At 64.8% G+C, this 12,150-nt stretch carries 14 protein-coding genes and 1 tRNA gene; 6 read left to right on the top strand and 9 right to left on the bottom strand.

Features of this window, described 5'->3' with window-relative positions; genetic code table 11:
• Position 1: 1 nt before the first annotated feature.
• The 6 genes from AC1Q6Z_RS24850 to AC1Q6Z_RS24825 all read right to left on the bottom strand — a co-directional run bounded on the left by AC1Q6Z_RS24850 (position 2) and on the right by AC1Q6Z_RS24825 (position 4,959).
• Entirely contained in the window at positions 2 to 1,147 is a 1,146-nt protein-coding gene (locus AC1Q6Z_RS24850) for a slipin family protein (RefSeq protein WP_492649653.1), read from the bottom strand.
• A gap of 438 nt (positions 1,148 to 1,585) precedes the next feature.
• Positions 1,586 to 1,659, bottom strand: a tRNA-His gene (locus AC1Q6Z_RS24845).
• Positions 1,660 to 1,895: 236 nt separating this feature from the next.
• A complete protein-coding gene (gene gatA, locus AC1Q6Z_RS24840) occupies positions 1,896 to 3,377 on the bottom strand; it encodes an Asp-tRNA(Asn)/Glu-tRNA(Gln) amidotransferase subunit GatA (protein WP_439617092.1) in 1,482 nt (493 codons plus the stop codon).
• A 17-nt stretch (positions 3,378 to 3,394) separates the two neighbouring features.
• On the bottom strand, positions 3,395 to 3,859 hold the full coding sequence (locus tag AC1Q6Z_RS24835) for a GNAT family N-acetyltransferase (protein WP_439617091.1): 465 nt from the start codon (positions 3,857 to 3,859) through the stop codon (positions 3,395 to 3,397).
• A 3-nt stretch (positions 3,860 to 3,862) separates the two neighbouring features.
• Positions 3,863 to 4,150: an Asp-tRNA(Asn)/Glu-tRNA(Gln) amidotransferase subunit GatC gene (gene gatC, locus AC1Q6Z_RS24830; RefSeq protein WP_256119040.1), complete on the bottom strand. Its 288-nt coding sequence runs from the start codon at positions 4,148 to 4,150 to the stop codon at positions 3,863 to 3,865.
• 104 nt (positions 4,151 to 4,254) lie between these two features.
• Positions 4,255 to 4,959, bottom strand: a complete 705-nt coding sequence (locus AC1Q6Z_RS24825; protein WP_439617090.1) for a metal-dependent hydrolase — start codon at positions 4,957 to 4,959, stop codon at positions 4,255 to 4,257.
• A gap of 121 nt (positions 4,960 to 5,080) precedes the next feature.
• Between AC1Q6Z_RS24825 and AC1Q6Z_RS24820 the strand changes: the two genes are divergently transcribed.
• Both AC1Q6Z_RS24820 and ruvX read left to right on the top strand, forming a co-directional pair.
• A complete protein-coding gene (locus AC1Q6Z_RS24820) occupies positions 5,081 to 5,377 on the top strand; it encodes an alkylphosphonate utilization protein (protein WP_492649652.1) in 297 nt (98 codons plus the stop codon).
• Between the two features lie 13 nt (positions 5,378 to 5,390).
• Complete coding sequence (gene ruvX / locus AC1Q6Z_RS24815) at positions 5,391 to 5,876, top strand: Holliday junction resolvase RuvX (protein WP_492649651.1); 486 nt, start codon at positions 5,391 to 5,393, stop codon at positions 5,874 to 5,876.
• Here the strand turns inward: ruvX and AC1Q6Z_RS24810 are convergent.
• Together AC1Q6Z_RS24810 and AC1Q6Z_RS24805 are read right to left on the bottom strand one after the other, a co-directional pair.
• Positions 5,822 to 6,148, bottom strand: coding sequence for a DUF6105 family protein (locus tag AC1Q6Z_RS24810; RefSeq protein WP_256119035.1), 327 nt, complete (start codon positions 6,146 to 6,148; stop codon positions 5,822 to 5,824). The genes ruvX and AC1Q6Z_RS24810 overlap by 55 nt on opposite strands.
• Positions 6,145 to 6,276, bottom strand: coding sequence for a hypothetical protein (locus tag AC1Q6Z_RS24805; protein ID WP_256119034.1), 132 nt, complete (start codon positions 6,274 to 6,276; stop codon positions 6,145 to 6,147). Before AC1Q6Z_RS24805 ends, AC1Q6Z_RS24810 begins: the two co-directional genes overlap by 4 nt.
• Before the next feature lie 208 nt (positions 6,277 to 6,484).
• On the opposite strand from AC1Q6Z_RS24805, the gene AC1Q6Z_RS24800 reads away from it, so the two are divergent.
• Entirely contained in the window at positions 6,485 to 7,420 is a 936-nt protein-coding gene (locus tag AC1Q6Z_RS24800) for an AEC family transporter (RefSeq protein ID WP_492649650.1), read from the top strand.
• Here the strand turns inward: AC1Q6Z_RS24800 and AC1Q6Z_RS24795 are convergent.
• Positions 7,402 to 9,054, bottom strand: coding sequence for an acyl-CoA dehydrogenase family protein (locus AC1Q6Z_RS24795; protein ID WP_439617087.1), 1,653 nt, complete (start codon positions 9,052 to 9,054; stop codon positions 7,402 to 7,404). The two genes, AC1Q6Z_RS24800 and AC1Q6Z_RS24795, sit on opposite strands and share 19 nt — an antisense overlap.
• A 171-nt stretch (positions 9,055 to 9,225) precedes the next feature.
• On the opposite strand from AC1Q6Z_RS24795, the gene AC1Q6Z_RS24790 reads away from it, so the two are divergent.
• The 3 genes from AC1Q6Z_RS24790 (at position 9,226) to plsY (ending at position 12,148) form a co-directional block, all read left to right on the top strand.
• Positions 9,226 to 10,167, top strand: coding sequence for an aspartate carbamoyltransferase catalytic subunit (locus AC1Q6Z_RS24790; protein ID WP_435265339.1), 942 nt, complete (start codon positions 9,226 to 9,228; stop codon positions 10,165 to 10,167).
• Positions 10,164 to 11,456, top strand: a complete 1,293-nt coding sequence (locus tag AC1Q6Z_RS24785) for a dihydroorotase (protein ID WP_492649649.1) — start codon at positions 10,164 to 10,166, stop codon at positions 11,454 to 11,456. The genes AC1Q6Z_RS24790 and AC1Q6Z_RS24785 overlap by 4 nt, the downstream gene beginning before the upstream one ends.
• Positions 11,457 to 11,542: 86 nt before the next feature.
• Positions 11,543 to 12,148 carry a glycerol-3-phosphate 1-O-acyltransferase PlsY gene (gene plsY, locus AC1Q6Z_RS24780; RefSeq protein ID WP_256119085.1) on the top strand — a complete coding sequence of 202 codons (606 nt, stop codon included), beginning with the start codon at positions 11,543 to 11,545 and terminating at the stop codon, positions 12,146 to 12,148.
• The last annotated feature ends 2 nt before the right edge of the window (positions 12,149 to 12,150 follow it).

The following is a 12,150-nucleotide window of genomic DNA, read 5'->3' as shown; positions in this document are numbered from 1 at the left end:
CTTACTTGTCGCGGAGCTGAACGATATCGTTCATCAGACCCGCCGTCCCGTTGTGGATCGTCAGGCGCTCCACCTTGCCGGCGATGGCTTCGAGGGCTTCGAGCTCCTTTAGCCGCAGCATCACCGGGTTTTCCGCCATCACCTTTGCCGTGTTGAGCAGCGAACGGGTGGCGTTCGTTTCCTCCCGGCGGCGGATGATGTTGGCTTCGGCCTGCTTTTCCGCAGCGACGACCTGGTTCAGGAGGTCGCGCATCTCGCCCGGCAGGATCACGTCCTTGAGCTCGATGGCCGAGACCTCGATCCCGATCGCCGCCATGTCGGCGCGCACCTTCTCGGCGGCTTCCGCGTTGACCGTCACCTTGCGTTCAAGGATCTGGTCGAGCGTCAGCGTGCCGAGCGTCTGGCGGAAGGCGAACTGCAGCGCCCGGTACAGGGCATCGGCAAAGTCCTTCACCTCCGAGACCGCCTTCAGCGGGTCGGCGACGCGGTATTCGGCGGAAATGTTCACCCGGATCGTGACCTTGTCCCGGGTAAGCAGTTCCTGACCGGTCACGTCGAGCGACTGTCGCTTCAGGTCGACCACGCGCACCTGGATCGTCTTGCCGACGTTCCAGAAGGCATGCATGCCCGGCTCCAGCGTGCGCTGGTGCATCCCGTCGACGAAGAGCAGGCCGACCTGACCGTCATTGACGATGAAGGCCGTCGTCAGCTCCGTGCGGCGGGCGCGCGTCAGCCGGCGCATCAGCTCCGGATCGATGTCGAGCCGATCCTTGAGATCGACGCGCGTCTCGGTCCACGGACCTGCCGCGTTCCACACCACGAGCTTCTGGTTCGGCGCAAGCACCGAAAAGAGCTCGCCGTCGCGCTCGACGACCGCCACCTCGCGGCTTGCCGTCCGGAAGACCGTCAGTTCGCGGGTTGCCACCTCCGGGAGCGTGTCGAACAACGGCTTCTCATAGGCGGAAGTGAAGGCCGGGCGGTTCACGTCGTGGCGCTCCGTCTCAAGCATGCCGCGGCGGTTCGGCAGGGCGTGTTCGCCCGGTCCGAAAATGCCGAGTACCTCTCCCCTGTAGAGGGCGAGCACGCGTTCGTTGGCCTTCACGAGGACGCGCTGGCGCCCCAAAATCATATCGAGAAACGTCGTCATTGTTCTTGCTCCTTCGGATCATACGCTACGTCACGAACCGATCTTCCTCTCGTTGATGATGTCGTTTGGCATCGGCAAGTTGTCTTGTCAGTTCCCCGAGAAACCCTGATCGCCCGGGGAACCCGCGGGCGGGGCATGCGAATAGTGATCCGAGGACCGGATGACGGCCATCGGCGGTGGGCTTTCGGGAGAGGACCGCACGGCCTTTCGGCGGGCTCGGGAGCGTCACGCTCCCTCGCTGGCCGGAAGGCGGCTTGGCCGTCACCGCGAACCGGACCGCAAACGTCCGGCGTTGGGCTTTCCGGGTTTCCCCGGTCCGCCGTCCGCAGTCCGGTCCCCGGACCGGATATCGAGACAGCTTGGAAGGCTGTTTGGAGAAGGATTCGAACCTTCCACAGTCAGATTAACAGTCTGATGCTCTACCACTGAGCTATCCAATGGAGCAGACAACGGGAATCGAACCCGCGACCTCCGGAGGCATGTCCGGTGCTCTACCGCTGAGCTAGGTCCGCAAACCAGTCTTCATGGTGCGGCATCCGTACACGACGACGGCAGGGCCGCCTCGCGCGGGAGGAGCGTGAAACTCCATCCGTTGACATCCGCACCGGCTGAACGACCGGGAGGGCGCGTTTATTCTCGACTTATGCGGGGATCAAGCGAAAAAGACACGGGCACGCCTCTCGTAACGGCAGGTGTTGCCGTTACGACACGTTTTTGCGATGACCGTTGTGGGGGGCGAAGGCGCCCCTTACCACCACTTGTTCGGCGTGAAGCGGCCGGCGGCCTTTTCGATGACATGCGCGGTCTTGAAGAGGATTTCCTCCTCGAAGGGCTTGCCGATGAGCTGGAGGCTGAGGGGCAGGCCCTTGTGGTCGAGACCGGCGGGGACCGAGAGGCCCGGCAGGCCGGCCATGTTCACCGTGACGGTGAAAATGTCCTGGAGGTACATCTTGACCGGATCTGACGCGAGGTCCTCGTCGGCGATGCCGAAGGCCGAGGACGGCGTGGCCGGGGTGAGGATCGCGTCGACGCCGGCGTTGAAGGCGAGTTCGAAGTCGCGCTTGATCAGCGTGCGCACCTTCTGGGCCTGGAGATAATAGGCGTCGTAGTAGCCGGCCGACAGCACATAGGTGCCGATCATGATGCGGCGCTTGACCTCGGTACCGAAGCCGGCCGCGCGCGTCTTCTCGTACATATCGACGATGTCCTTGCCGTCGATGCGCAGGCCGTAGCGCACGCCGTCGTAGCGGGCGAGGTTCGACGAGGCTTCCGCAGGCGCCACGATGTAGTAGGCCGGAAGGGCGTATTTCGTGTGCGGCAGGGAGATGTCGACGATCTCGGCGCCGGCATCCTTCAGCCAGGCGATGCCCTGCTGCCAGAGCGCCTCGATTTCCTCCGGCATGCCATCCACGCGGTATTCGCGCGGAATGCCGATGCGCATGCCCTTCAGCGACTGGCCGAGCGCGGCTTCGTAATCCGGCACAGGCAGGTCGACCGAAGTCGTGTCCTTGGCGTCGACGCTGGCCATGGACTTCAAGAGGATCGCGGCGTCGCGCACGTCGCGGGCGATCGGGCCGGCCTGGTCGAGCGACGAGGCGAAGGCGACGATGCCCCAGCGCGAGCAGCGGCCATAGGTCGGCTTGATGCCGACGGTGCCGGTGAAGGCGGCGGGCTGGCGGATCGAGCCGCCGGTGTCCGTCGCGGTGGCGCCGGCGCACAGGAACGCGGCGACGGCTGCGGCCGAACCACCCGACGAGCCGCCGGGCACGAGATCGAGGTTGGAGCCGGTGGCACGCCACGGGTTCTTTACCGGGCCGTAATAGGACGACTCATTGGAGGAGCCCATGGCGAACTCGTCCATGTTCAGCTTGCCGAGCATGACGGCGCCGTCGTTCCAGAGGTTCTGGGTGACGGTCGATTCGTATTTCGGCTCAAAACCGTCGAGGATGTGGCTGCAGGCCTGGGTGTGCACGCCTTCGGTGGCGAACAGGTCCTTGATGCCGAGCGGGATGCCTTCCAGCGCGCCGGCCTGGCCGGCAGCGATGCGGCCGTCGGAGGCCTTGGCCATGTCGCGCGCCTTTTCCGGCGTGACGGTGACATAGGCATTGATCGCCGGGTTCGCCGCCTCGATCGCGCCGAGATAGGCGTCCGTCAGCTCGACGGCGGTGATCTCCTTGGCGCCGAGCTTTTCGCGGGCTTCGGCAATGGTCAGGCGGGTCAGATCGGTCATGGTGCGGTCACTTCGGGTCAGGCAGCGATAAGCTGCTTTTGGTAAAATACGGAAAACGGTGAAGCCGGATAGTCGAGCACGGGGCCGCAGCGGGTAAAGCCGGCCTTCTCGTAGATCGCCCAGGCCGCCGGGTGCTGGTCGCCGGTTTCGAGAACGAGCGTCGTCAGTTCCTCTCGTTCGGCGGTCGCCAAGATTTCGCCGAGGATGCGCCGGCCGATGCCCTGCCCCTGCCAGGCCGGCCGGGTGAACATGCGCTTCACCTCGCCCGTGGTCTCGGAATGGCGCTTCAGCGCGCCGCAGCCGACAACGGTGTCGCCGTCGCGGGCGATCCAGACCGTGACGGTCGGCTCGGCCATCTGCTCGACGGTGAGGTGGTAGCAGGCCTCCGGCGGCGACAGAGCGAGCAGGACCGTGTTCAGCTCCGCGATCAGCGTGCGAACCTCATCCTGCAACGGGCTTTCGACGGCGATGGTGACGGCCAAGGATTACTCCACAACCTTCGGAACCTGGAAGAAATTGCGGTCGGTGGCCGGCGCGTTGGCGACGATGTCATCGGCCTTGCTGCCGTCGTTAACGACGTCTTCGCGCTTGCGCATCACCATCGGCGTGACCGAGGTCATCGGCTCGACGCCCTCGACATTCACTTCGGAAAGCTGCTCGACGAAGCCGAGGATGCCGTTCAGCTCGCCCGTCATGCGGTTTGCCTCTTCCTCGCTGACAGCGATGCGGGCAAGGCGCGCGACGCGCTTCACGGTGGCTAGATCTACGGACATGGTAAGCTCCGGTGGGAAATTTCCTACCCGCTATAATGACCAAGCCCAAGGGGCGCAACGGGGGAATGGCCCCTTCCACGCCCCCTCGCCCGTTTTCCGGCGGCTCAGCGCGAGACGACGCTGCCCACGCCCGGCACCTCGATCTTCGCCGATGCGCCGTCCATTGCCTGCACGAAGAGATCGGCCGTCTGGTCGATGATGCCGAAGGAACCGTAGTGGCAGGGAATGACGGTGTCGAACTTGAAGAAGCGCTGGCAGGCGAGCGCCGCCACGGCGCCGCCCATGGTGAAGCGGTCGCCGATCGGCACGAGGCCGATTTCCGGCTGGTGCAGTTCCTGGATCAGCGCCATGTCGGAGAAGACGTCCGTGTCACCCATGTGGTAGAGCGTCGGATCGTTCTCGAAATGCAGCACGAGGCCGTTGGCGCTGCCGAGCGAATGGGAAACGCCGTCTTCGGTGATCTGCGCGGAGGAATGCAGCGCGTTGACGAAGGTGGTGGAAAAGCCGTCGAAATGCACGGTGCCGCCGGTATTGCCCATTTCGAGCTTCTCGACGCCCTTGTTGCCGAGCCAGGACGCGAGGTCGGCATTGGCCAGCACCGTTGCGCCGGTTTCCAGGGCGATCTGGATGGTGTCGCCGACATGGTCGCCGTGGCCGTGGGTGAGCAGCACATGGGTGAGGCCGGCGACGGCGTCCTTGCGGATCGATTCGTCGAAGGCGGGATTGCCGGTGAAGAACGGGTCGATGAGGATCTTGGCTTTCGCCGTTTCGATGCGGAAGGCGGAATGGCCGAGCCAGGTAATCTTCATGGAGGGTCTCCTGTTTGAATGTTTGCAGAATATAGGCCCGGCGATTGTCGTTTCCATCCGCCGCGCGATCGTTATAAGCGTGGCTTTCGAGATGGAGCAATGTCCTCACAAGGAGCCCACCATGGCCGACGACGATTATATCTACGACGAAGTGACAGGCGAATGGCGCCCGGCTTCCGAGATTGCGGCGGAGAAGGCGGCGGGCAACATGGTGCGCGATGCCAGCGGCACCGTGCTTGCAGATGGCGATTCGGTCGTGCTGATCAAGGACCTGAAGGTGAAGGGCGCTGGGCAGACGCTGAAACAAGGCACCGTCATCAAGACGATCCGCCTTACCGAGAACCCCGAAGAGATCGACTGCCGGCACGATGCCATCAAGGGCCTGGTGCTGCGCACCGAATTCGTCCGCAAGCGCTGAGAAGGGTCTGGCCATGGCGACGCTGACACTGGAAGAACTGGCAGGCATCCTCGCCCCCGGCCAGCCGATCGCCGGCCTCGACCTCGGCACCAAGACCATCGGCCTTTCGGTTTCCGATCTCGGCCGCAGGCTCGCCACGCCGCGGCCGGTGCTGAAGCGCGTGAAATTCACCCAGGATGCCGAAGTGCTGCTGGCGTTCGCCGCCAAGGAGAACGTCGTCGCCTTCGTCATCGGCCTGCCGGTGAACATGGACGGCAGCGCCGGCCCGCGCGTCCAGGCGACGCGCGCCTTCGTGCGATCCATGGCCGACAAGACCGACGTTCCCTTCGTCTACTGGGACGAGCGGCTGTCGACGGTGGCGGCGGAGCGAACGCTGATCGAGATGGATGTCTCGCGCAAGAAGCGGGCCGAACGCATCGATTCGGCCGCCGCCTCCTTCATCCTTCAGGGCGCGCTGGACAGGCTTTCGTCGCTGGCAAGGGCGTCCGAGGACGACTGACGGCGGGCCTGCCACCAGGCCCAGATCTTCTTGCGGCGGCGGAATGCGATGAGGCCGAGCACCAGGAAACTGTCGAAGATGATGGCGCGCAGCACGAGCGGTGGCAGGTCTTCCGGCGGAATGCCGAGGATGTGGCCGTAGATCTGGAACACCAGGTCATGCGCATCGCGCGTCAGCATGAAGACGCCGAAATTCATGTCGTAGTAGGAGAGCCCGTACCAGCTCCCCAGAAGCGCGATCGGGCCGGCCCACAGGAACAGGAACCACTTCATGCCGCCCTCCTCTTCATCACGAGAAGGTCGCCGGCCGCGAAGATGATCTCGCTCACCGCCACGCCCGCGACAAGCACGAGAAGCGGCACGGCAATATCCACCGCCACGAAGCAAAACAGGGTCGTCATGACCGAAATCCGGGCCGTTCTGGCCATACTCAGCACTCGCTCACATGGTTAACACCAGGTAAACGCCACCTTCACCCGTTAACCCTGATCGCGCAACGTAAACCCTTCATTAAGGTTAATATCCACACGGCCGCCGGCGGGCCGGTGCCTTGCCAGACCCGCCAAGGCATGGAATGAGCGAGGATCATCCCTCTGCCGATCCGGTTCCATGCTCCCCATCTTCGAAAGCATCCTCCCCGTCTTCCTGCTCGTCGTGCTGGGAACGCTGCTCAAGCGCTGGCGGCTGATCGACCGCGACATGTGGAATGGGCTCGAACAGCTCGGCTTCTTCGTGCTGTTCCCCTGCCTGCTGTTCACGACGCTCGCCAATGCGGAGTTTTCCGGCATCGCCGCCGGCAGCGTGGCGCTCGGCTCCATCGGCTCGGTGACGCTCATCGCCCTGCTTCTGGCCATTTGCTGGCCGCTTTTTCGCGCGGCGAACGTCTCGGGGCCGGCCTATACCTCGATCTTCCAGACCTCGACGCGCTGGAACGCCTTCATCGCGCTTGCGATCGCCGAAAAGCTCTATGGCCCGCAAAGCCTCGCGCTCGTCGCGCTGGTGGCGACGCTGATCATCATCCCGATCAATTTCTACAATATCGGCATTCTCGTCTGGTTTGGCGGCGGCACGCGCAGCCTCAAAACCTTCCTGCACAAGATCGTCACCAATCCCATGATCATCGGCTCCGTGCTCGGCGTCGCCGTCAACCTTGCGGGAATCCGGATCTACGATCCTCTGATGCAGGCGGCGGAACAGGTTGCGGACGCCTCGCTCAGCCTCGGCCTCATCATGGTCGGCGCCGGGCTGAAGCTCGCCGATGCGCTAAGGCCGCGCCCATTGGCAATGTTGCCCGTCGTGCTGAAACTGCTCTTCATGCCGCTGGTGATGACGGGGGCCGCCTATGCGCTCGGCATGCGCGGCGAGCCGCTGCTGACGATCGCCATGGGTGCCAGCGTACCCACCGCGATGAACGGCTATGTGCTGGCCAAGCAGATGGGTGGCGATGCACCGCTCTACGCCGCCGTCGCGACGCTCCAGACGATCGCGTCCTTCTTCACCATCCCGATGGTGCTGGCAGCGACCGCTTACCTCGCCGGCGGATAGAGCAGGTCGACGATGTAAGCCGAATCGAAGCGCGAATCGAGCATGCCGTAGGTCGAGCGCCAGCCGGAGGCGAGGCGCGTTTCGAGGAAGGCATCTGCGATGCGGCCGGCACCGGCGCGGTAGAGTTCGGCGGCCGCCGAGGCAAGCGCCAACTGCTCGACGAGCATGCGGGCGGCACCCTCGTCGCGCTCGCAAAGCGACAATGCCGCGCGCAGCACGTCCACCGTCTTCTTGCCGGCCGAGCCGAGGTCGCGGGCGAGCCCCGCGAAAAGCATTTCGAACAGGTCCCTGCCCCGGCCGATGACGCGCATCAGGTCGAGCGCCATGACATTGCCTGAGCCTTCCCAGATCGCATTGACCGGCGCCTCGCGGTAGTGCCGGGCGATCGGGCGTTCCTCGACATAGCCGCTGCCGCCGATGCATTCCATCGCCTCATAGATCAGCGCGGGCGCGATCTTGCAGCACCAGTATTTCGTCACCGGGGTCATGATGCGGGCGTAAGCGGCGTCTTCCGCACTGTCGCGAGCCTTGTCGAAGGCTTCGGCGAGGCGCAGCGAAAGCGCGGTCGCGGCGGCAACGTCCAGCGCCATGTCCGCCAGCACGCGCGTCATGATCGGCTGGGCGACGAGCGGCTTGCCGAAGGCATTTCGGCCGCGGGTGTGGTGCACGGCCTCGGCAAGCGAGGCGCGCATGATGCCGGAAGAGGCCAGCGCACAATCGAGCCGCGTCAGCGTCACCATGTCGAGGATGGTGCGGATGCCGGCATCGGGCGTGCCGAGCAGGAAGCCGAAGGTTTCGGAGAACTCGACCTCGGAGGAGGCATTCGAGCGGTTGCCGATCTTGTTCTTCAGGCGCTGGAAGCGCAGGCCGTTGGTGGACCCATCCTCCAGCAGGCGCGGCACGAGGAAGCAGCCGACGCCCTCGCGGGTCTGTGCCAGCATCACGAAACCGTCGCTCATCGGCGCGGACATGAACCACTTGTGGCCCGTCAGCCGGTAGATACCCTCGCCGAGGCGTTCGGCCGTCGAGGTGTTGGCGCGCACATCCGTGCCGCCTTGCTTTTCCGTCATGCCCATGCCGATGGTGACGGCGGTCTTCTGCATGGCGGGCTTGTTGGTCGAATCGTATTTGCGCGACAGGATCTTCCGGCCCCACTCGCGCTGCACCTGCGGCGAGGTGGAGAGTGCGGCGACCGAAGCGCTGGTCATGGTCAGCGGGCAGAGATGGCCGCATTCGAGCTGTGCCGTCAGGTAGAAGCGCACGGCACGCGCCCGGTGCGCCCTGCCCTGCTCGTCCGGCACGTTCTCCCACAGCGAGGAATGCAGCCCGGTCGCCATGGAGCGACGCATCAGCGCGTGCCAGGCCGGGTGAAAATCGACGACATCCAGACGCTCGCCGCGCGGCCCGTGCGTGCGCAGCTGCGGCGGGCTCTCGTTCGCCATGCGCGCGAGTTCCTGGGCTTCCGGCGAGGTCACGTAGCGGCCGATCGTGTCGAACTCGTCGCGCAGGCCCTTCGGCATCGCGTCCGTAGCATCGACCAGCAACGGGTCGGAACGATAGGCGTTGATGCCCGACCAGAGCGGCGGCTGGTTGAGATCGGCGAATTTCTGTTCGGTGCGGGTGTCGCGAGTCATGAGCGGGTTCTAGCCCAAGTCGCGGCGGGGCGAAACGGGGCGTTGCGGCCTGTGGCACCTCGACGCTCATAAAAGCGTGGGAATGCATGACGGCCGCCGCTCTCAGCCTTGCCGCGGCGGAACCGACACTCTATAGACCCCGCGTATCCACGACAGTTGAGGCGGAGTTTTATGGACTTCTTTCCGCATCGCCACCTTCTCGGCATCAAGGGTTTGACCGAGCAGGACATCACCCTGCTGCTCGACCGCGCCGACGAGGCGGTCAAAATCTCCCGGCAGCGGGAGAAGAAAACGTCGACGCTGCGCGGCCTGACGCAGATCAACCTGTTCTTCGAAGCCTCCACGCGCACGCAATCCTCCTTCGAGCTTGCCGGAAAACGCCTCGGCGCCGACGTGATGAACATGTCCGTCGGCAATTCATCGGTGAAAAAAGGCGAAACGCTGATCGACACGGCGATGACGCTGAACGCCATGCATCCGGACGTGCTGGTGGTGCGCCATTCCTCCGCCGGTGCAGCCGCGCTTCTGGCGCAAAAAGTCTCCTGCGCGGTGGTCAATGCCGGCGACGGCCAGCACGAGCATCCGACACAGGCACTGCTCGACGCGCTGACCATCCGCCGTGCCAAGGGCAAGCTCTCACGCATCATCGTCGCGATCTGCGGCGACGTGCTGCATTCGCGTGTCGCCCGCTCGAACATTCTACTGCTCAACGCCATGGGTGCGCGCGTGCGCGTCGTCGCCCCAGCAACATTGCTGCCTTCGGGCATCGCCGACATGGGCGCCGAGGTCTACCACTCCATGGCGGAAGGCCTGAAGGATGCGGATGTCGTGATGATGCTGCGCCTGCAGCGCGAGCGCATGTCCGGCGCCTTCGTGCCCTCGGTGCGGGAATATTTCCACTATTACGGGCTCGACGCGGAAAAGCTGAAGGCGGCGAAGGACGATGCGCTGGTCATGCATCCCGGCCCGATGAACCGCGGCGTCGAGATCGCCTCGGAGATTGCCGACGGGCCGCAGAGCGTCATCGAGCAACAGGTCGAAATGGGCGTCGCCGTGCGCATGGCCGTGATGGAAACGCTTCTTCTTTCGCAGAACCAGGGACCCCGCGCATGAGCCGCTCGACCGTCCTCAAGAACATCCGCATCCTGGACCCCTCGCGCAACGTCGATGAAAACGGCTCGATCGTCATCGTCAACGGCAAGATTGCCGGGATCGGAAGTGGCGCACAGAACCAGGGCGCGCCAGAAGGTGCCGAGATCGTCGACGGCAAGGGCCTGATCGCCGCTCCCGGCCTGGTCGACGCTCGCGTCTTCGTCGGTGAGCCGGGCGGCGAACACCGCGAGACGATCGAATCCGCTTCGCGCGCGGCGGCGGCCGGCGGTGTGACGACCTTCATCACCATGCCCGACACCGATCCGGTGATCGACGATATCGCGCTGGTCGAATTCGTGCTGAAGAACGCCCGCGACAAGGCGATCGTCAACATTCATCCGGCCGCGGCCCTTACCAAGGGTCTGAAGGGCGAGGAAATGACCGAGTTCGGCCTGCTCCAGGCCGCCGGCGCCGTCGCCTTCACCAATGGCCGCAACCCGATGCACAACGCGCAGGTGCTGCGCCGCGCCATGACCTATGCCCGCGAGTTCGGCGGCGTGATCGCGCTCGAAACCCGCGACAAGTATCTCGGCGCCGGCGGCGTGATGAACGAGGGGCTGCTGGCAAGCTGGCTCGGCCTTTCGGGAAGCCCGCGCGAGGCGGAACTGATCCCGCTCGAACGGGACCTGCGCATCGCCGGCCTCACCCGCGGCGCCTACCATGCCGCGCAGATTTCCGTGCCGGAATCGGCGGAAGCCGTGAAGATCGCCCGCGAGCGCGGCGCGAACGTCACCTGCGGCATCTCGATCAACCACCTGACGCTGAACGAAAACGACATCGGCGAATACCGCACCTTCTTCAAGCTCTCGCCGCCGCTGCGCGGCGAAGACGACCGCAAGGCCATGGTCGATGCGCTCGCCCGGGGCGAGGTCGACATCATCGTCTCCGCGCATGATCCCCAGGACGTCGACACCAAGCGCCTGCCCTTTGCCGATGCGGCGGATGGCGCGATCGGGCTCGAAACCATGCTGGCGGCGGCGCTGCGGCTGCATCACAGCGGCGAAGTCCCGCTGATGCGCCTCATCGATGCGCTCTCCACGCGCCCGGCAAAAATCTTCGGCCTCGATGCCGGCACGCTGGCACCGGGCGCGCGCGCCGATATCGTGCTGATCGACCCGGACGAACCCTGGCTTGCCACCAAGGACACCTTCGTCTCGCGCTCGAAGAACACGCCTTTCGAAGATGCCCGCTTTACGGGGCGCGCGGTTAGCACCTATGTTGCCGGCAAACGGGTGCATTCGCTGGCTTAGGCGTCTGCCCCCTCGCCCGCCGGAAGGGACGATTCCGGCGGCGGCATATCAAGGCATGGTTTCGGGGGAAAACTGACGTGTCCGACATCTTTACCTGGCAGCTCGGCGCCCTGCCGACGCTTGCCGCGCTCGCCTTCGGCTATCTTCTCGGCTCCATTCCGTTCGGCCTGATCCTGACCCGCATGGCGGGGCTGGGCGACGTGCGCCAGATCGGCTCCGGCAATATCGGCGCGACCAACGTGCTGCGCACCGGCAACAAGAAACTCGCCGCCGCAACCCTGCTGCTCGATGCGCTGAAGGGCACGGCGGCGGCCGCCATCGCCTCGCGCTGGGGACTGGACGCCGGCATTGCCGCGGGCTTTGCCGCTTTCCTCGGCCATCTCTTTCCCGTCTGGCTCGGCTTCAAGGGCGGCAAGGGCGTCGCGACCTACGTCGGCCTCCTGCTCGGCCTCGTGCCGGTCATGCTCGCCGTCTTCGCAGCCGTGTGGATCGGCCTTGCCTATCTCACGCGCTATTCTTCGCTTTCAGCCCTAGTTGCAACTGCGGTATCTCCGGTTGTATTGTGGTTTCTCGGTCACGAGAAGGTGGCGCTGCTCTTTCTCGTGCTCACCATCATCACATGGTGGAAACACCGGGCCAATATCAGCCGCCTGATGAGCGGCACCGAAAGCAAGATCGGCAGCAAGGGATAGCC

It is taken from the genome of Shinella sp. GW835-FHT14H05 (assembly GCF_058793575.1).
Note: the sequence above shows the minus strand (reverse complement) of the source record. Positions and strands in the feature narration are given on the sequence as shown.